The sequence below is a fragment of the Haematobacter sp. genome (assembly GCF_032102465.1).
Taxonomy (GTDB): Bacteria; Pseudomonadota; Alphaproteobacteria; order Rhodobacterales; family Rhodobacteraceae; genus Haematobacter.
In genome coordinates, this window is record NZ_DAMDHB010000003.1 from 15,965 (window position 1) to 34,903 (window position 18,939).

15 protein-coding genes, 1 tRNA gene and 2 pseudogenes are annotated in these 18,939 nt (G+C 64.7%); 4 read left to right on the forward strand and 14 right to left on the reverse strand.

Translation table 11 applies throughout. The features are described from left to right. Positions 1 to 366 precede the first annotated feature (366 nt). A complete protein-coding gene (locus tag RT513_RS03330) occupies positions 367 to 1,461 on the reverse strand; it encodes an NAD(P)/FAD-dependent oxidoreductase (protein WP_290684989.1) in 1,095 nt (364 codons plus the stop codon). A 116-nt stretch (positions 1,462 to 1,577) separates the two neighbouring features. On the opposite strand from RT513_RS03330, the gene RT513_RS03335 reads away from it, so the two are divergent. Further along, the gene (locus RT513_RS03335; RefSeq protein WP_290684987.1) at positions 1,578 to 1,931 is read left to right on the forward strand and encodes a PRC-barrel domain-containing protein; all 354 of its coding nucleotides are present in this window, start codon (positions 1,578 to 1,580) and stop codon (positions 1,929 to 1,931) included. Positions 1,932 to 2,128: 197 nt separating this feature from the next. Here the strand turns inward: RT513_RS03335 and RT513_RS20785 are convergent. From RT513_RS20785 to rimO, 3 genes and pseudogenes are all read right to left on the reverse strand, one after another. Continuing rightward, positions 2,129 to 2,333: pseudogene (locus tag RT513_RS20785) on the reverse strand (transposase); the annotation flags it as partial. 42 nt (positions 2,334 to 2,375) lie between these two features. Further along, positions 2,376 to 2,596 (reverse strand): annotated as a pseudogene (locus RT513_RS20790) (transposase); the annotation flags it as partial. Positions 2,597 to 2,748: 152 nt separating this feature from the next. Then, positions 2,749 to 4,143 (reverse strand): 30S ribosomal protein S12 methylthiotransferase RimO, encoded by a 1,395-nt coding sequence (gene rimO / locus RT513_RS03345; RefSeq protein ID WP_290684985.1) that lies wholly within the window; start codon positions 4,141 to 4,143, stop codon positions 2,749 to 2,751. A 503-nt stretch (positions 4,144 to 4,646) separates the two neighbouring features. Here rimO and RT513_RS03350 point away from each other — a divergent pair. Further along, complete coding sequence (locus RT513_RS03350) at positions 4,647 to 6,410, forward strand: AsmA family protein (protein WP_290684983.1); 1,764 nt, start codon at positions 4,647 to 4,649, stop codon at positions 6,408 to 6,410. Between the two features lie 218 nt (positions 6,411 to 6,628). Here RT513_RS03350 and RT513_RS03355 read toward each other — a convergent pair whose 3' ends face one another. From RT513_RS03355 to RT513_RS03395, 9 genes are all read right to left on the reverse strand, one after another. Continuing rightward, positions 6,629 to 7,687 (reverse strand): dipeptidase, encoded by a 1,059-nt coding sequence (locus RT513_RS03355; protein WP_088216295.1) that lies wholly within the window; start codon positions 7,685 to 7,687, stop codon positions 6,629 to 6,631. Between the two features lie 10 nt (positions 7,688 to 7,697). Beyond that, positions 7,698 to 8,471: an ABC transporter ATP-binding protein gene (locus tag RT513_RS03360; RefSeq protein WP_088216294.1), complete on the reverse strand. Its 774-nt coding sequence runs from the start codon at positions 8,469 to 8,471 to the stop codon at positions 7,698 to 7,700. Further along, the gene (locus RT513_RS03365) at positions 8,468 to 9,295 is read right to left on the reverse strand and encodes an ABC transporter ATP-binding protein (RefSeq protein ID WP_088216293.1); all 828 of its coding nucleotides are present in this window, start codon (positions 9,293 to 9,295) and stop codon (positions 8,468 to 8,470) included. Before RT513_RS03365 ends, RT513_RS03360 begins: the two co-directional genes overlap by 4 nt. Further along, entirely contained in the window at positions 9,295 to 10,209 is a 915-nt protein-coding gene (locus RT513_RS03370; RefSeq protein ID WP_088216292.1) for an ABC transporter permease, read from the reverse strand. Before RT513_RS03370 ends, RT513_RS03365 begins: the two co-directional genes overlap by 1 nt. Next, the gene (locus RT513_RS03375; protein WP_088216291.1) at positions 10,206 to 11,270 is read right to left on the reverse strand and encodes an ABC transporter permease; all 1,065 of its coding nucleotides are present in this window, start codon (positions 11,268 to 11,270) and stop codon (positions 10,206 to 10,208) included. Before RT513_RS03375 ends, RT513_RS03370 begins: the two co-directional genes overlap by 4 nt. Then, positions 11,271 to 12,872, reverse strand: coding sequence for an ABC transporter substrate-binding protein (locus RT513_RS03380; protein WP_290684977.1), 1,602 nt, complete (start codon positions 12,870 to 12,872; stop codon positions 11,271 to 11,273). It lies immediately after the preceding gene. An 88-nt stretch (positions 12,873 to 12,960) separates the two neighbouring features. Further along, complete coding sequence (locus RT513_RS03385) at positions 12,961 to 14,064, reverse strand: AbrB family transcriptional regulator (RefSeq protein ID WP_088216289.1); 1,104 nt, start codon at positions 14,062 to 14,064, stop codon at positions 12,961 to 12,963. An 881-nt stretch (positions 14,065 to 14,945) separates the two neighbouring features. Beyond that, positions 14,946 to 15,021: transfer RNA gene (locus RT513_RS03390), tRNA-Ala, on the reverse strand. 111 nt (positions 15,022 to 15,132) lie between these two features. Next, entirely contained in the window at positions 15,133 to 15,456 is a 324-nt protein-coding gene (locus RT513_RS03395) for a TIGR02300 family protein (RefSeq protein WP_088214208.1), read from the reverse strand. 191 nt (positions 15,457 to 15,647) lie between these two features. Between RT513_RS03395 and RT513_RS03400 the strand changes: the two genes are divergently transcribed. Next, positions 15,648 to 16,349, forward strand: a complete 702-nt coding sequence (locus tag RT513_RS03400; protein WP_290684973.1) for a M48 family metallopeptidase — start codon at positions 15,648 to 15,650, stop codon at positions 16,347 to 16,349. 33 nt (positions 16,350 to 16,382) lie between these two features. Beyond that, a complete protein-coding gene (locus tag RT513_RS03405) occupies positions 16,383 to 17,033 on the forward strand; it encodes a GntR family transcriptional regulator (RefSeq protein WP_035707924.1) in 651 nt (216 codons plus the stop codon). Between the two features lie 512 nt (positions 17,034 to 17,545). On the opposite strand, the gene lpdA is transcribed toward RT513_RS03405, so the two are convergent. Next, the gene (gene lpdA / locus RT513_RS03410) at positions 17,546 to 18,934 is read right to left on the reverse strand and encodes a dihydrolipoyl dehydrogenase (RefSeq protein WP_290684970.1); all 1,389 of its coding nucleotides are present in this window, start codon (positions 18,932 to 18,934) and stop codon (positions 17,546 to 17,548) included. Positions 18,935 to 18,939 lie beyond the last annotated feature (5 nt).

Sequence of the window (18,939 nt, forward strand, 5' to 3'; positions counted from 1 at the left end):
CTCGTTGCTCGTTGCTCGTTGCTCGTTGCTCGTTGCTCGTTGCTCGTTGCTCGTTGCTCGTTCGGCTCTCCGCAGGCCCCTACAAGAGTGCAGGCTTGTCGCTCCGGTATTCACGCGCCAGCCGGTCACTCTGCTGATCTGACCTCCCTGAATCCGACCATCCGTCGATCTGCGCAGCGCGGGCTGCTGAAAAGTCCTGAAGTGTCATTCCTATGTGCCGGAAATCGGAAAATCGGCCCGGAAACGACCGGAAGTATAGATTTCCGGCTGGATTTCGTCAGATTGCGAACGATGTCCGCTCCAACACAGCCCAAAAAGCCTTTTTCAGCAGCCCATTAGGCCGTGCGGGCGGTCCCACCGGCGGTGTCAGCCCAATTGCCCTGCCACGTTGTCGGCTATGGCGAGGCAGGACGTCAGGCCGGGACTTTCGATACCATAGAGCGTCACCAAGTTCGGGATGCCATGGGCGGCAGGGCCATCTATGCGGAAATCCGCAGCAGCCTCACCCGGGCCCGCAATCTTGGGGCGGATGCCGCAGTATGTTGGTGACAAGGCATCCTGTGGCAGACCGGGCCAGTATTTGCGAATCTCCGCCTCGAAATGCGCCCGCCGTTCCGTGTTCACCCGGTAGTCCACCTCCGGGATCCACTCGACATCCGGGCCGAAGCGCATGGCACCCCCCAGATCGAGCGTGAGATGAACCCCCAGCCCGCCCGGCTCCGGCACGGGATAGATCAGCCGCTGGAACACCGGCCGACCGGGGAGGGCATAATAGCTGCCGCGGGCAAAGCGCGTCTGGGGCACGTCGGCCAGCCCGTCTATCTGTTGTGCCAGACGGGACGCGTCCAGCCCCGCTGCGTTGACGAAACGGGCGGCGGAGAGCTCGAACAGCCCCGATTCGTCTTCCGTCGTGACGATAAAGGCGTTCCCCTCCCGGCGTACCGCACGCACCGTCGTGCCGGTGACGAGCGTTGCTCCGTGCGCTTCGGCTTCTCCCAGAAGGGCCAGCATGAGCGCGTGGCTGTCCACGATCCCTGTCTCCGGCGACAGAAGCGCCTGCGTGCAGAAGAGCGCAGGCTCCAGCCCCATGGCCTCCTCCCCGCTCAGATGGCGAAGGGGAACGCCCGCCGCCTCTGCCTTTGCGGCGACGGCCGCCAAAGCGGGCTCCTGCGCGGGATCGGTGGCGACGATCAGCTTGCCGGAGCGGCGATGGGGCACATCCCGCGCCGCTGCGAAGGCATAAAGCATTTCCCGCCCCCGCAGGCAGAGCTGCTGCTTGAGGCTGCCCGGTTCATAATAGATGCCCGCGTGGATGACTTCGGAATTACGTGAGGATGTGCCTGTGCCAAAGGCCTCCTCCCGTTCCAGCACCAGAACCTCCATGCCTCTGAGCGCCAGATCCCGCGCGATGGCAAGTCCGACCACCCCTGCGCCTGCGACGATACAATCCACATGATCCATTCATTCCCCCGCTTTTGTCCGACCGTAGGAGGAAGTGGCGAGCAGTAAAAGACAGGAACCTTGGGGGAGAAACGGCGTTCACTCTGCATGGACCGAAACGATCCATGGAGGATACAATGCAGACCGAACTCGCCAATCCGATGATCTCGTCCGCCGATGTGAATGGCACCGCCGTTTACAATATCGAAGGTGACAAGCTCGGGACGATCGACCACCTGATGCTGGACAAGAAATCCGGCAAGGTTGCCTATGCCGTCATGGGTTCGGGTGGATTTCTGGGCATTGGGGAAGATTACAGCCCTATCCCTTGGAATGCGTTGAAATACGACACGACACTCGAAGGATATGTGACCGGTATCACGGTAGAGCAGTATCGCACGGCCCCTAAATGGGAACGCGACTGGGACCGTGATCGCGATTGGGAAACCCGTGTCTGGAGCCATTATGGCCTGCAGCCTTATTGGGTCTGATGGATGCCACAGAGAAACGGGGCGCATCTGTGCCCCGTTTTCTTTTATAAGAGAGATATTTCCCGCCGCTGACAGCCTTGCCGAAAAGTTGTGAAGGGCCGTTCTTCGGAAATCGAGAACTCCGGCACGGAATGATACAGATTTCGGGCTAGTTCTCCTTGGGCCGTGAAGCATTTCCGCGCTACGGCGGACCTAGGTCATGTTGAGAAATGGCGTAACCATAGCCTGCTGCATGCGACGTCGATGAAGCCGAGAAAAGTGTCTGCGGTTTTGTCGTAGCGAGTCGCCAGCCAACGGCTATTTTTGAGCTTATTTGAAGGACCGCTCCACCATGTTGCGCAACGTGTGGATGGTCATGTCGACAGCCTTGCGCAGCTTGCGCATGGGTATCACCCGCAGAGCGCTGCAATCCTCGCGTGCGTCATTACGCGTCCAGGATATCCTCCAAAGCCCTGCCAGGGTCCAGCGGCGGAACTGGCGGTAGACCGACGACCCGAACTCTTCGGGCAAGTCACGCCAGGGTGCGCCGGTTCGCGCTATCCAGAAAACTCCATCCAGAGCGAGGCGATGATCGGAGGGTTTACGTCCGTTCAGATGTCGAATGGCGTGGATGAACTGCTCGAGAAGGCCCATTCATCTTCGGATATCAGGTTGCATCGTCGGATATCAGGTTGCGCGCCAAGCTCTTCTCCCACGTCGGGATGAGCTTGAATCACAGAGCGTCGATAACCGGAATCCCGTTTTTCAACACGTCCTAGCAGCCCAAGGATTTGGAACTGCCGCGCCACAGACGATCACAGGTAAACGCGGACCAGCCTTACCCCAGCGATCCCCAGAGGTCGTATTCCCCTGCTTCGTCCACTGTCACCGTGACGATATCGCCCGGCTTCAGGCTCTCGAACCCTGCATCTATGAAAAGGTTTCCGTCGATCTCCGGCGCGTCGAAGCGGGTGCGGCAAGTCGCCCCGTCCTCATCCACCTCGTCAACGATCACCTCTTGCCGCGTGCCGACGCGGGCTGCGAGCCGGGCTTCGGAAATGGCCTGGGCCTTTTCCATGAAGCGCTCCCAACGGTCTTGCTTCACGGCTTCCGGCACATGATCCGGCAAATCGTTGGAGCGGGCCCCCGCGACGTTTTCATATTTGAAGCAGCCGACACGATCGAGCTGAGCCTCGTCCAGCCAGTCGAGCAGGGTCTGGAATTCGGCTTCCGTCTCGCCGGGGTAACCGACGATGAAGGTGGAGCGCAGCGCCAGTTCCGGGCAATCGCTTCGCCACGCGGCGATTTCGTCCAGCGTGCGCGCGGCCGCGGCAGGGCGCGCCATGCGGCGCAGGACATCAGGGTGCGCGTGCTGGAAGGGGATATCCAGATAGGGCAGCACCAGCCCCTCCGCCATCAGGGGGATAAGTTGGCGGACATGCGGGTAGGGATAGACGTAGTGGAGCCTCACCCATGCGCCGAGCCCGCCCAGTTCGCGGGCCAGGTCGGTGATATGCGCCCGCACATCCCCGCCCTTCCAGGGAGAGAAATCGTGTTTCCGGTCCACCCCATAGGCAGACGTATCCTGGCTGATGACGAGGAGTTCCTTCACCCCCGCCTCCACCAGCTTCTCGGCCTCGCGCAGCACGGCATGGGCCGGGCGGCTCTGCAGCTTGCCCCGCATGTCGGGGATGATGCAGAACTTGCACTTGTGATTGCAGCCTTCCGAAATCTTCAGATAGCTGAAATGGCGGGGTGTCAGTTTGATGCCGGAGGCTGGCAGCAGATCGACGAACGGATCCGGCGCGGGCGGCACGGCCTTGTGCACGGCATCCAGCACCTGCTCGTATTGATGCGGCCCCGTGACCGCGAGAACCGAAGGATGGGTGCCGGTGATGAACTCCGGTTCCGCGCCCAGACACCCTGTCACGATCACCCGGCCGTTTTCGGTCAGCGCCTCGCCAATGGCCTCGAGGCTCTCCGCCTTGGCGCTGTCGAGAAAGCCGCAAGTGTTGACGATCACCGCATCAGCGCCCTGATAATCGGGCGAGATCTGATAGCCTTCTGCCCGGAGCCGCGTCAGGATCCGCTCGCTGTCCACGAGTGCCTTGGGGCAGCCGAGGGACACAAGGCCGATCGACGGTTGTCCCGTGCGACGGGGTCCCGCGTCGAAAGTCGGCGCGGGGGCGAGATCGGGGCGAAGATTGGGCGGGTTCAGAGCCATCGCGCGCATATAATGCAGCGCAGACGCCGGGAAAAGCCCCGCTTCGTCCCTTGCCGCTGTTTCGCGACGTCCGTAGAATCGCCGGACGACCGCCCGTCGGGGCATTGCGGCGAGTCTCTGCGGCCTGTTGCGGAGTTTCGACCTGGTCCCCGCGTCGGCATCCTGTCGCGGCTTCACGCGACCTGGCCTCTCCGTCCTCCTGGCGGTGGGCAACTTCGTTCATCCGCCACGCCGCGCTGTGGCCTCCTGCGGCGCTTGCGTTCCGCCGCCCTGCGGACCGCAAGGCGCAGGGTGCCGAAGGGCGGCGGAAACCGGCGGCGGTTCTGCCTGCGCTGCGCCACGCGACGGGCCAGACGACCGCCGCACGGTGGCTGCGGCCGCTCCCAGTCGTCGCCCACAGGCGGCGGTTTCCATCGTCGCCTTCAGGGCGGCCGCCATTTCTCAGCCGCTCCCGGAGCGGCGCCCGCCCGTGGTCTCCATAAAGACCGCCCACCGATTGCCCGGAGGATTTCTTGCACTGGTTCGTTCGCGTCGTCCTGACGCTTGCGCTGTGCCTCGCCCTTGCGGTCGGCCTGCTGTTTCTGGTGCCGTCAGAGCGTGTGGCGGCGATCGCCTCGCGCGAGTTCGAACAGGCAACGGGCCGCGCCCTGCGCTTCACGGGGCCGATCCGTCCGGTTCTCTGGCCTCAGCTTGGTATCAGGGCGGGGGAGGTGGAGCTTGCCAATGCCGGTTGGTCCGCCGAAGGCCCGATGATGCGGGCGGATGGATTGCTTGTCGGTATCGATGTGGCGCCGCTCCTGCTTGGGCATGTGCGGCTCAGCCGGATCATCATCGACCGCCCGAGGCTGCTTCTGGAACGGAATGCCGCCGGTCGCGCCAACTGGGAGTTCCAGGGCAATGGTCAGGGGGATTTCTCGTTGGCGCATGGCGCGCTTACGGATGGCTCCGTCACCTTTATCGACCGTCTGAACGGGCGGCGGCAGGTCTTCGATGCGGTGAATGCCGATTTCCGATTGCCCGATTATCATGGCGCGGCGCGGCTTTCGGTAAAGGCCATGTGGGAGGGGCAGCCTCTTACCCTCACAGCGGGCACGGCGGAGTTCGGTGCCTTCCGCGCGGGAGATAGCGTGCCGGTGGAGGCGGAATTGACAGGCGACGCCCTGCGGTTGGGGTTCCAAGGCATGATCGGCGGTGCACCGGCGGGGGCGAAAGGGCGGCTTAGGCTCGCCACCCCGGATGCGATGCGGGCAGCGGCCTTGCTGGGCGGGCAGCCTGTGGGGGAGCCGTCCCAGGCGCTGAGACTGCCCGTGACGCTGGAGGGCGATCTGGACTGGGTTCCCGGCCGGGCCGTCACGCTGACAGAGGGGGTGCTGTCGCTTGATGCAGACAGGTTGAGCGGGGGGATGATGCTTGATCTCGCCGGTCCCCGTCCGCGTTTCGCCGTGACGCTGAACGGGGCCGTCTTCAACGCGGGCGCCCTGCTGCCCCGGTTGATCGCGGAGACGTCGGAGGGCTGGTCCCCGGCCCCCATTGAGTATGACTGGCTGCAGAAGGCCGATGGGGTGCTCGATCTGCGGGTGGAGCGGCTGTTGCTGTCAGGGGCGGTCTTCGGTCCTGCGGCGCTGCATGTGGCGCTGGATCGGGGGCGGGCGGTCGCCACGCTGGCGGATGTCGGCGCCTATGGCGGACAACTCTCGGGCGAACTGGTGATGAACGGGCGAAGCGGCCTCTCCGTCGGGGGCGACCTGAGGGTGACGGACATGGCGCTCCGCCCGCTTTTCGCGGATTGGGGGGGAGCCGAGTTTGCAGGGTCTCTGACCGGGAGCCTGAAGTTTCTCGGCGTCGGCAACACGCCTGCCGCGATCATGAACAGCCTCTCCGGCGAGGGGCAGCTTGCGATCGTGAATGGCCGTCTGGCGGGCGTCGATCTCGCGGCGGCCACGCTCGGCCACGCGCCGGTGGGGCGCCTTGCCGTGACGCCGTTCACCAACCTCACCGCGCGATTCGCGATGAAGGATGGGGTTTTGCTCAACGATGATCTCACGCTGGACGCGCCCACGCTCACCGCGAGCGGTTCCGGCGTGATCGGGATCGGTCCGGGGACATGGAACTACCGCCTCCTGCCGCATCCGAGAGAGGCCGGGCTGGGTCGGCTCCGCCCGCCGGTTCTGGTGACAGGGACGTGGATCCACCCGGAAATCCGGCTGAGCCTGCCGACCGCGACGGAGGAGGCCGTGGCGGCAGAGCGCGCGCGGCTGGAGCAGGAGGGTCGGTGATCCTGTCTTGCGGGGAGTTTTCTTGTGAGATGTTTTCGCCACAGCCACAGCCACAGCCACAGCCACAGCCACAGCCACAGCCACAGCCGCACCACAAGGCAGGATCCATGGCCGATGCCCGTGGTTCAGTGCGTAACCCTCTGACCCATCGCGGTGGGTTCCTTGCGATGGCCGAAGGGTGCGGTTGGAGGCGCTGCGGGCTTGTCCCGGGCCGTGGCTCAGCCGCCCCAGGTCTTTTCCAGCACCCGCAGCCAGTTCTCATGGCACAGCTTCGCGATGAGCGGCGCGTCATAGCCATGCGCGGCCATCGCGTCCTGCAAGGCGGGCATCCCTGTCACGTCGCCGATCTCGTCAGGCACGGTCGCGCCGTCGAAGTCGGAGCCGAGCCCCACCCGCGTCTCGCCCAGCTTCCCGATCAGATGGTCGAGATGCGCGAGAACCGGCTCCCAGCCGATATCGGAGCCACGCCGCCCGTCGGGCCGTAGGAAGCTGGTGGCGTAGTTCAGCCCCACCATCCCGTCGCTTTCTGCGATGACGGCGAGCTGCCGGTCGGTCAGGTTCCGCGCGGAGGGCGTCACGGCATGGGCGTTGGAATGCGTCGCGACCAGCGGCGCATCCGAGAGCGCGGCCACGTCGTTGAAGCCGGCCTCGTTCAGATGGCTGAGGTCGATCATCACCCGCAACGCGTTGCAGCGCCGGACGAGCCTCTTGCCCGCCTCCGTCAGCCCCGGCCCTGTATCGGGAGAGGAGGGGAAGCGGAACGGCACGCCATGTCCGAAGATCGTCGGGCGGCTCCACACCGGGCCGAGCGAGCGCAGCCCCATCTCATAGTAGAGGTCGAGTTCGTCGAGGCTCTCCGAAATCGCCTCCGCCCCCTCCATGTGCATGATCGCGGCGATTCCGCCCGCCTGCATCGTGGCGCGGATTTCCTCCACCGTACGGCAGATGCGGAAACTGCCGCCGGAGGAGCGTTCCATCCACAGGAGCAGCGACGCCTCCGTCACCGCGACATGCTGGGCGGTGGCGGTGCCCACCATCCCCGGCAGGCCGATGGAATAGGGCGGGTTGTCCATCAGCGCGTCCACATCGCCGCCGCCTTCATGCGGGGTGGGGATCCAGATCGCGAAGAAGCCGCCCGCGAACCCGGCCTGCTTCATCCGGGGCAGGTCCAGATGCCCGCGGCCTTCCCCCTTGAGCCAGATCTGCTCCCGCCGCTCCGGCGCACGATAGAGGCGGAGCAGAAAATCGTTGTGACCGTCGAAGACAGGCTGGCTCATGGGAGTTCCTTCAGGAGGCAGGCGCGGCAAGGGGCGTATAGCCCTCGGAGGCCGCAAGCAGGGTCCGGGTATAGGGTTCGCGCGCCTCGTGCCGGCGGAGGGCGTCGCGCGTCAGCTCCTCTACCGTTCGTCCATGCTGCATGACCATCAGCCGCTCGCACATATGCGCCACGACGGCAAGGTCATGGCTCACGAGCACATAGGTCAGCCCGCGTTCCACGCGGAGCCGTTCGAGCAGGTTCAGCACCTCCGCCTGGATGGACGCGTCGAGCGCGGAGGTCGGCTCGTCCAGCAACAGGATCTGCGGCTCCAGAATGAGGGCGCGGGCGATCGCTACCCGCTGCCGCTGCCCGCCGGAAAGCTGGTGCGGATAGCGGAAGCGGAAACCGGGGCCGAGGCCGACATCCGTCAGCGCGGCCTCTATCCGATGCTCCCGGTTGTCGAAACCGTGGATCGCCAGCGGCTCCGCCAGTACCCTGTCCACGGTGTGCCGGGGATGGAGCGAGGCATAGGGGTCCTGAAACACCATCTGGACCCGGCGGTAGAAGTCGGCGGTGCGCGGACTCGCGATTTCCCGCCCCTCGATCAGCAGATGGCCGCCGCTCACCGGCGCCAGTCCGCAGAGCGCGCGCAGCACGGTGGACTTGCCCGAGCCGGATTCGCCGACAAGGCCGTAGCTCTCCCCCTCCGCGACGTTGAAACTCACACCCTTCACGGCGCGGACCTCATCCATGCCGGAGCGGTAGGTGACTTCGAGGGCGTTCACTTCGAGAATGGGGGTCATGTCGCCCAGGCCGCGTCACGTTGCAGGGTGGGAAGGGGGTGGCTGTCCCCCTCGATCTTCGGCAGGCAGGAGAACAGCCCACGCGTATATGGATGCTGCGCTTCCGCCAGACGCGAGGCGGCGATCTCCTCCACCACCCGGCCGGCATACATCACGAGCACCCTGTCGCAGAAAGTGGAGACAAGCCGGAGGTCATGGCTGATGAAGATCAGCCCCATGCCCCGCTCCCTGACCAGCCGGTCGAGGATGCGCAACACCTCTATCTGCACCGTCACGTCGAGCGCAGAGGTGGGCTCGTCCGCGATCAGCAGGTCAGGCTCCGTGATGAGCATCATCGCGATCATCGCCCGCTGACCCATGCCGCCCGAAAGCTCATGCGGATAGGCGCGGAACACCCGTTCCGGGTCGCGGATCTGCACGGCCTCCAGCATGGACAGGGCGCGCGTCTTCGCCTCCTGCCGGGAGGCGCCGTGCAGACGCGCCGTTTCCATGAGCTGCTTGCCGATGGTCATGACAGGGTTCAGCGAGAATTTCGGGTCCTGCATGACCATGGAAATCCGCGCGCCGCGGATCGACCGCCACGTGGCCTGGTCGGCGTTGCGCAGGTCGATCCCGTCGAAGGTCAGACGGTCTGCCGTGGCCTTGCCAGGGGGCGGCGTCAAGCCGAGGATCGCCCGCCCCGTCTGGGACTTGCCGGAACCGGATTCGCCCACGATGCCCAGCCGCTCCCGCCCGAGCGAAAAGGTCACTCCCCGCACGACCTCCACGGGGCCGTGGCGGGTGGGGAAGGCGATGCGGAGATTCTCCACCTCAAGCAGCGCCATCACTTCTCTCCCTTGGGGTCGAGCACGTCGCGCAGCCCGTCACCCAGCAGGTTGAAGCCGAGCGAGACCACGAAGATCGCGATCCCCGGCATGGTGGCGACCCACCACTGATCGATCAGGAACCGCCGTCCCGACGCCACCATCGCCCCCCATTCCGGGCTGGGCGGCTGCGCGCCGAGGCCCAGAAAGCCCAGACCCGCCGCCGTCAGGATGATACCAGCCATGTCCAGCGTGACCCGCACAATGACCGAAGGCATGCAGAGCGGCACCACATGGCCCCAGATGATCCGGGCGGAGGAGGCGCCCTGCAGCTTCGACGCGGCGATGAAGTCGGTGTTGCGTATCGTCAGCGTCTCCGCCCGTGCAAGACGCGCGTAGGGCGGCCAAGAGGTGATGGCGATGGCGATGATCGCATTCTCGATCCCCGGCCCGAGCGCCGCCACGAAGGCGAGGGCGAGGATCAGCCGCGGAAAGGCCAGCACGATATCGGTGATCCGCATCAGCACGGTATCGACCCAGCCGCCGAAATAGCCCGCCGTGGTGCCGATCAGCAGCCCGATCGGCGTGGCGATCACCGCGACCAGCGCCACGATCATCAGCGTCAGCCGCGAGCCATGTATGACCCGGCTGAAGATGTCGCGCGCCTGATCGTCGGTGCCGAACCAATGGGTGGAGGAGGGGGGCAGCAGCCGTTCCGTCCGCAGATCGCCGCCGACCAGCGGATCGTAGGGTGCGATCACATTGGCAAAGAGCGCGACCAGTATCAGCGCCACGATGATGCCAAGGCCCACCATCGCCAGCGGGTTGGAGCGGAGGGCGAGCCAGGTCCGGTAGAACTGGCCGAGCCGCGCCTGACGGCGGGAGCCGGGCTGCTCCGTCAGCAGCCATTCGCGGCGGGAGAGGGACTGGCTCATCTGCTCCTCCTCACACGGGGGTCGAGCAGCGAATAGAGCAGGTCGGACACGAGGTTCAGCAGCACGAAGGTCGCCCCGATGACCAGCGTGCCGCCGAGAACCGCGTTCATGTCGGCATTCTGCAGCGAATTGGTGAGATACATGCCCAGCCCGGGCCAGGCGAAGACGGTCTCTGTAAGGACGGATCCTTCGAGCAGGTTGGCATAGGAAAGGGCGATCACCGTGATGAGCGGCACCGCCGCGTTGCGCAGCGCATGGACCCAGATGATCCGCCACTCCGGCACGCCCTTCACCCGCGCTGTGGTCACATATTCCTGGCTGAGTTCCGCCAGCATGAAACTGCGCGTCATGCGGCTGATATAGGCCATGGAAAAATAGCCCAGCAGACAGCCCGGCAGTGCGATGTGGCTGAACACGTTGCGGAATGCGGCCCATTGGCCCTGCATCGCGGTGTCGATCAGCAGCAGTCCGGTGCCGGGAGAGATGGAGTATTCATAGGCGATGTCGATCCGACCCGGCCCCGCCACCCAGCCCAGCCGCGCGTAGAAGATCAGCAGGCCAAGCAGCGCCAGCCAGAAGATCGGTGCGGAATAGCCGACCAGCCCGATGATCCGCACGATCTGATCGCCGAGCTTTCCCTTGTTCACCGCGGAATAGACGCCGAGCGGCACGCCCAGAAGGGTGCCGATGATGATCCCGAAGGTGGAAAGCTCCAGCGTGGCGGGAAACACCCGGCGCAGGTCGTCCGCGATGGGCCGCTTGGTCAGAAATGACGTGCCGAGATCGCCGGCCATGACGGAGCGCCCGTAAATCCAGAACTGCTCGATCAGCGGCTTGTCGAGGCCGAGCTGCTGATAGACCTGATCGTAGGTGCTCTGCGAGGCGCGATCCCCCACGACGGCCAGCACCGGATCCACCGGGACGATCCTGCCGATCATGAAGGTCACGAACAGCAGGCCGAGAAGCGTCACCGCAAGGGTGACGAGCACTTTCCCCGTCTTCCAGAACAGTCCCGAAAGGGCGCCTCTGCGCCCCACCGGCCGGTCTTCCGCGATGGCCATCTACTTCGTCACGGCCTTGAAGGAGTTGTCGTTGAACGAGGGGCCAAGCACGAAATTCTGCACGTTTGACCGCACCGCCACGTTCTCCACCTGCTGGAACATGATGACGAAGGGCGAGTCCTGCTGCTGTTCGCGTTGCAGCGTCTCGTACATCTCCGCCCGCTTGCCGGTGTCCCGCTCCAGCATGGCGGCGCGGGTGCGCTGTGTCATCTCCGGGATGTCCCAGGCGTTCCGCCAGGCCAGCGTCTTGGAGGAGGCGCCGTCCGCATTGTCCGGGTTGGAGGCGAAGGTGTCGGCGTTGGTATGCGGATCCTGATAATCCGCGCCCCACTGGCCGATATAGATGTCATGGGTCCGCGCGCGATACTTGGTGAGCGTCTGGCCGCCATCGCCGGGAATGAGGCTGAGCTTGATCCCCGCCTGTCCGAAGGTCTGCTGGATGGCGGTCCCCATCGCCGTGATATCGGCGGTGTTGCGCGTGTCCATGGTCACGCTGAACCCGTCGGGCACGCCAGCCTCCGCCAGCAATTCCTTGGCCTTTGCCACGTTGAGGGCGAAGGGCGTGTCGTCGATCTCCCCAAGGAAGCCCTTCGGCAGGAAGGACTGGTGCACCATGGTGCGGCCCTTCATGATCGTGTCGGAAATCGCCGCGTAATCGACGAGGTATTTCATCGCCTGCCGGACCTGCGGTTTCGACAGGAATTCGTTCTTCTGGTTCAGGCCGAGGTAGTAGATCGACCCTTTCACGCCCGACTGGTTCTTGATGTCGGCATTGGAGGACAGCGCCTCCATCTCCTCCGGGCCGAGGTTGCGGGCGATGTCCACGTCGCCCTGTTCGAGCAGCAGCCGCTGCGCCGCGGGTTCCGGGATGTGGCGCATGATGGCCCGCGCGATCTTCGGTGCATCGCCGGAATAGTTGTCGTTGCGCTCCATCACGACGACCTCGTTCGCCCGCCATTCGCGGATGGTGAACGGGCCGGAACCGGCATACCCGGTCTTCAGCCAGTCATAGCCGAAGTCGCCGTTCGCCTCATGCGACATGGCGAGTTTCTGATCCACCACCGAGGCGACCGTCGCCGTCAGGCAGTAGAGCACCAGAGACGGCGCATAGGCCTGGTCCATCTTGAAGTCGAACGTGTAATCGCCGGTCTGGACGATCTGGGCATCGACATTCTCCGGCGAGAAGCCGAACTGCGTCAGAATGAAGGCGGGCGACTTGTCCAGCTTCACCGCGCGTGTCAGCGAGAAGACCACATCGGACGCGGTGATCGGGTTGCCGGAGGCGAACTTGCGCCCCTCGCGCACCTTGAAGTGGATGGTCTTGCCATCCTCCGAGACCTCCCAGCTCTCGGCGACGACACCGAAGATCTTCGACACGTCCTTCACATCATAACCGATCAGCGTCTCATAGGAATTGCCGATCAGCTCGGAGGCGGTGAATTCGAATACCTCCGCCGGATCGAGGGTGATGATGTCGTCGATCGCCCAGGCCTGGATCAGCGTGTCGGGCGGGGTCGCGGCGAAGGCGGGCAGGCCCGGTTGAAAGGCTGCGAGGGCACCCGTGATTGCCGTAGCGGCAAGGAAGCGGCTCGTGTGTCGCATGATCGTCCCTGTTGATTTTGCTCGGTCCTCGACCGGGACCATGGACGGATAGGACGCCCTGCGACGGAGCAAGTCAAGCCGCGCCGGTTTACTTCGCGACGCCTGTCCGGGCGCCGCGACGGGCCACATGACGCAGGAAGATCTGCGGGGTGATCATGACCGCGATCAGGATGCGGAAGACGTGATGCGCCGTCACGAAAACCGGGTTCGCCCCGATGGAAAGCGCGATCAGCCCCATCTCCACCACCCCTCCCGGGATGTAGGAGAGCACGAGGGCCGGAACCGGAATGTCGATGAAGGGCAACACGATGGCGATGATCGCCCCGACCGCCGCCACCGATATGCCAAGAGCCACGACCGCCCCGCCCAGGCATTGCACCAGCCGTGCCCGTTGCATCCCCGCAAAGCGCAACCCCAGGGCCGTGCCGACGAGCCATTGCGCGCCCGAGACAAGGCCCGGCGGCACCTGTCCGCCGATCAGCCCTGTCGCATGGGCGATGGCACTGACGATGAGCGGCCCGACGACTACCCCCGCGGGCAGGGACAGGCGACGCGCGCCCCACTGGCCAAGCACCAATGCCGCGGCGAGCAAGAGGCCGTCGGTCGCCGTCAGGGGCGGGCCGGGCACCTGCACACCCGCCGAACTGCCGACCGGAGCGCCGTTCCAGATCGAAAACGCCGTAGGCAGGGTGATGACCACGAGGATGATGCGCAGGAACTGCAGCGCGGAAATGATGCGGAGATCACCGCCATGCGCCTCGCCAAGCGCGATGTTCTCCATCAGACCGCCGGGGGAGCCGGAGAACCAGGCCGTCGTCGGGTCCAGCCCCATGCCGCGCCGGAACCATAGGTAGTTGAGGCATTGCAGCAGCAGTGTCACCGCTGCCATGCCCAGAAGCGTGATCCACCATTCCCCCGCCGAACTCATCAGCGCGGGCGTGAAGCTCCCGCCGATCATCAGGCCCACCACGCCGACGCAGATGCCGCGGATGCTGTTTGGAAACGGCGGCACCAGCCAATGCCCTGCCGGCAGACTCATCGCGAGCATGGCTGCAGCGATGAGCGGGCCGAGCATCCAAGGCAGCGGCATGCCCCCCCAGCGTGCGATGACCGCCGCCGTCAGCGTGATGAGAAGCACGCCGCTCAAGCGGGCAAACAGGCGGAGGGTGAGGCGGGCTGTCGGCATGGTCATGAAATCCGGTCACCCGACCGTCGCGCCATTGAAGACGATGCTCAACCCCGTTTTGCCGGAAGGTCAAAACGGTGTGGCCCAAACGCCCGCGGCAACCGCTGGGGAAGATTGCGGAGAGCACCGAATGATAAGATCATCTTGTCAGCCGTCAGCCGTCAGCCGTCAGCCGTCAGCCGTCAGCCGTCAGCCGTCAGCTCTCCGTGAACCGCGCCCAACGCAGTGCTGCCGCGAAGCAGGGAACCCGTATGGCACCGACGTCCATCGCGAGTGGCACCGCCCGTCAGCCCGCCGCTTCGATAGCTCTCGGCCGAAGTGGCACTATCCTATTATCGATACGCTTATAGATTCTGGCGGAAGCGGCGCAGCTCCCTGGTCCGCTCCAACAAACCGGCATGTCTTGGAGAGCGCTGTCGGGCTATCGCGGTCACGGCGTCCCATCCAGAGACTAGTGTTTGTGTTCTATCCAGCCAGGTCGCTGTGGGGTTCTGAAGCTTGAACAAGGGCGTATTTCACGCTGTCACGTAGGAACGCCGGGCGTTGCTCCCACAAGAGGTGCGGACAGGCGGTTCACGTCGAAGGACAGCCTAGTCCATCAGACCCGCGCCCCGGTTCTGGTGCGCATCCGCGATTTGTTGAAGGCGCCGCACACGGGGGCGGAGTTTCATGCCGCGTCACAAGGTCCGCGTCGCTCCCACGCACAGATTTTTCGTCTGGTTGAACTGCAGAATGCGTGCCTCGGATCGGGACCAACTTCAGAGCGCATTCCGCCGTTCTCACGGTATCGTGAAATTACAGGGAATCTTACCCACAGCGTAGGTAAAGTATTGGATGCGCAGATATACTGCGTGAAACTGCAAGTATAAGAGATTATCGGAGAGATTTGGTGGAGCCAAGGGGAGTCGAACCCCTGACCTCTTGAATGCCATTCAAGCGCTCTCCCAACTGAGCTATGGCCCCACCGGAGGTCCGGGCGTCGCCGCCCGTGTGCGGTGCTTCTAGGCAGCTGCGGGGGGAAGCGCAAGGGGAAAAATCCGCCCTGCTGTCATTTCCCCCGCGCACCCCGAAGGATCAGTTGTCCTCGTCGTCCCCTGCCACGTCGGCAAGATCGTCGAGCGAGACGTTGTCGTCCTCGTCATCCTCAAGAAGATCGTCGTCGATATCGGCTTCGGGGGTGTCTTCTTCGAGAACCTCTTCATCCGCGTCGATATTGTTGTCATTGATGGTCGACTTGCTCTTATCGGCGGCCATCACGCGGCCACGTCCTGCAAGCAGGCTCTCGAGCGAGAACGTATGGCCGCATTCGGGGCAGGTCATCGGATCGCGCTGAAGGTCGTAGAAACGGCTCCCGCAGTGCGGGCAAAGGCGTTTGACGCCCCATTCGTCCTTGGGCATGGGAACCCCTTTCATGTCAGGTCGTCGAGTGAATCGGGGCCAACTGCCACAGCTGGCGAAGGCTGTCAAAGCCTTTCCATGTAAGGGCAGCGGGCACAAGGCTTCGCATATGGGAAACGCTGCAGGGGAATGCCAGAGGGCCGTTGCGGGAGGGCTTTTGCGGGGACGCGGCCAGGGCTAATCTCCGTCGCATGACATCCCTTGTGCTGCCGGGCAGCCCGCCCATCGACATATCGCTCCGCCGCTCTGCCCGTGCGCGCCGATTCTCCCTCCGGGTGTCCCGGCTGGATGGGCGTGTTACGCTCTCCCTGCCGGAGCGGGCGCGGGTTTCCGATGCAATGGCCTTTGCCCGTGATCGCGAAGGGTGGATCCGCGACGTTCTCTCCATCCGTCCGCAGGAGGTGCGAATCGCTCCGGGCGCCGTGCTTCCGGTGGAGGGCAAGATGCGCCACGTGCGGCTGGCCCGTGTGCGAAGGATCGTGGAGGATGGGGCGGGGGGGCTTCTGGTGCCGGAGGCGGCCGCGGCGCGGACGGCGGCACGGGTGGAGGCCTTCCTGAAGCGCCTGGCCCATGAGCGGCTGGAGGCGGCATGCAGCCGTCATGCGCGTGCCGCGGGTCGCGGCTATGCGAAACTGACGCTGCGTGACACGCGATCCCGGTGGGGGTCATGCACTTCGGATGGTCGGCTCATGTTCTCCTGGCGGCTGATTCTCGCGCCGCCGGAAGTGCTGGACTATGTCGCGGCGCATGAAGTGGCGCATCTTGTCCATATGGACCATTCACCGGCGTTCTGGGCGGAGGTGGCGCGGCTGATGCCGGGCTATGCGGCCCCCCGCCGCTGGCTCCGCGATCACGGGCAGGAACTGCACCGATACATCTTTCGAGGGGATTGACGGCGGCTCCCTCCGGGTGTGATCACTGGCGCCATGCTGCCCCAGATCCGCCCCTCAGACACCACGCCCGCCGCGCATGAGCGGCTCTATCGCACATTGCGCCAGCAGGTCATGCACGGCGAGCTTGCGCCCGGCCAGTCGCTCACGCTCCGTGGTCTGGGGCGGACATTCGGCGTCTCCATGACCCCTGCGCGGGAGGCTGTGCGGCGGCTGGTGGCGGAGGGTGCGCTGACGCTCTCCTCCTCCGGGCGGGTCTCCACGCCGGAACTGTCGAACGAGCGGATCGAGGAGCTTGCGGCCATCCGTGCCCTGCTGGAGCCGGAGCTTGGCACACGCGCCCTGCCGCGCGCCCACATGGCGCTGATAGAGCGGCTCCAGACCATCAACGCCGCCAATGCGGAGGCGGTCGCCAAGCATGACGCCGTGGCCTATATCCGCACCAACCTGGAGTTCCACCGGACCCTCTATCTCCGTGCGCAGGCCCCCGCGATGCTTGCCATGGTGGAGACGGTCTGGCTGCAACTCGGCCCGACGATGCGGGCGCTCTATGGTCGGCTCCGGCGGAATGAGGCGCCGCCCTATCACCGCCATATCATCGCCGCGCTGAAGGCGGGGGACGATCCCGGACTGCGGCTCGCGATCCGCACGGATGTCACGCAGGGCTTGCGCCATCTGACGGCATGACGGGCGCGCAGGAAAGTGGACCTGACCGGGCTTTTGCCCTTAACAATCCGCGGAGAAAGGTCTTCGGGCCGCCGCTGGGACGGAACCATTCGCGGTCTTAGCAGGCTGCTGAAAAAGTCCTGACCTGTCATGCCTATGCGCCGGAATGGGAAAATCGGCCCGGAAACGCCCGGAAGTCTATGGATTTCCGGCTGAATTTCGTCAGATGGCGAACGATTTCCGCTCCAACACAGGCCAAAAAGCTTTTTTCAGCAGCCTGTTAGGAAAGCCAGCCGAAAACCTCCATATTTCGGATCATTCGCGGACCGATTTTTGCGATTTCCGAAGCAGAACACGAGGCCCGAGGATTTTTTCCGCGGCCTGTTGATCGCCGCGTGCGACGGCATGAAAAGACCCCCACGCGGCGACCGGCTTCGGCGCCGCGGCAGAGAAGGGGCGGACCCGCGGTAGCCGCCGGAGCATGAAAAAGGGCGGCGCCCGTGACGCCGCCCTTTTCGCCGTGAAGCCGGTTCTTACGAGTGGATCGGGCCGTCGCCACAGGCGAGCGCCGCCTCCCGCACCGCTTCCGAATAGGTCGGGTGGGCATGGCAGGTGCGGGCCAGATCTTCTGCCGCAGCGCCGAACTCCATCGCCACACAGGCCTCATGGATGATCTCGCCCGCCGACGGGCCAATGATATGAACCCCGAGGATCCGGTCCGTTTCCTTGTCGGCGAGGATCTTGACGAAGCCTTCCGCCGCCAGCGTCGCCTTGGCCCGGCCATTGCCCATGAAGGAGAACTTGCCGACCTTGTAGGCCCGGCCCTCTTTCTTCAGCGCCTCCTCCGTCGCACCGACGGAAGCCACTTCCGGCGTGGTGTAGATCACGCCCGGAATGACCTCATAGTTCACGTGGCCATGCTTACCGGCGATCGTTTCCGCCACGGCCATGCCCTCATCCTCCGCCTTGTGGGCGAGCATCGGGCCCTGGATCGCATCGCCGATGGCGTAGATGCCGGGGACGGTGGTCTGCCAGTGGCCGTTCGTGACGATCTGGCCGCGCGGGGTCAGCTCGACACCCAGCGCGTCAAGGCCAAGGCCCTCCGTGTAAGGCTTGCGTCCGGTGGCGACGAGCACGACATCGGCTTCCACCGTCGCCTCGCTGTCGTCCTTGCGGAGCTTGTAGGTCACGGTCGCGCCGGCCGCGCCCTTCTCCACCTTCTGGACGGCGGCGCGCAGCACGAACTTCAGACCCTGCTTGGCGAGGATGCGCTGGAACTGCTTTTGCACCTCCGCATCCATGCCGGGGGTGATGGCGTCGAGATACTCGATCACCGTGACTTCCGCGCCGAGCCGCTTGTAGACCGAACCAAGCTCCAGACCGATCACCCCCGCGCCGATCACTGCAAGGCGCTTCGGGATGTCCTTCAACGCCAGCGCGCCGGTGGAGGTGACGACGGTTTCCTCATCGACATCCACGCCGGGCAGGCTGGAGGAGACGGAACCGGAGGCGATGACGATGTTCTTCGCCTCATGCACCTCGTCTCCGACCTTGACTTTGCCGGCCTCTGGGATGGAGGCCCAGCCCTTGATCCAGTCGATCTTGTTCTTCTTGAACAGGAACTCGATGCCCTTCGTGTTCTGCCCGATCACGTCTTCCTTGAAGGCGAGCATCTTCGGCCAGTCCACGGTGGGATGGGCGCCCATGAGGCCCATCTTCTCGAAATTCTCGTGGCTTTCGTGCAGCAGATGCGTCGCATGCAGCAGCGCCTTGGAGGGGATGCAGCCAACGTTGAGGCAGGTGCCTCCAAGCGCTTCCCGCCCCTCGACGCAGGCGGTCTTCAATCCCAGCTGGGCCGCGCGGATGGCGCAGACATAGCCGCCGGGGCCGCCGCCGATCACGATCACATCATAACTTGCCATAACTT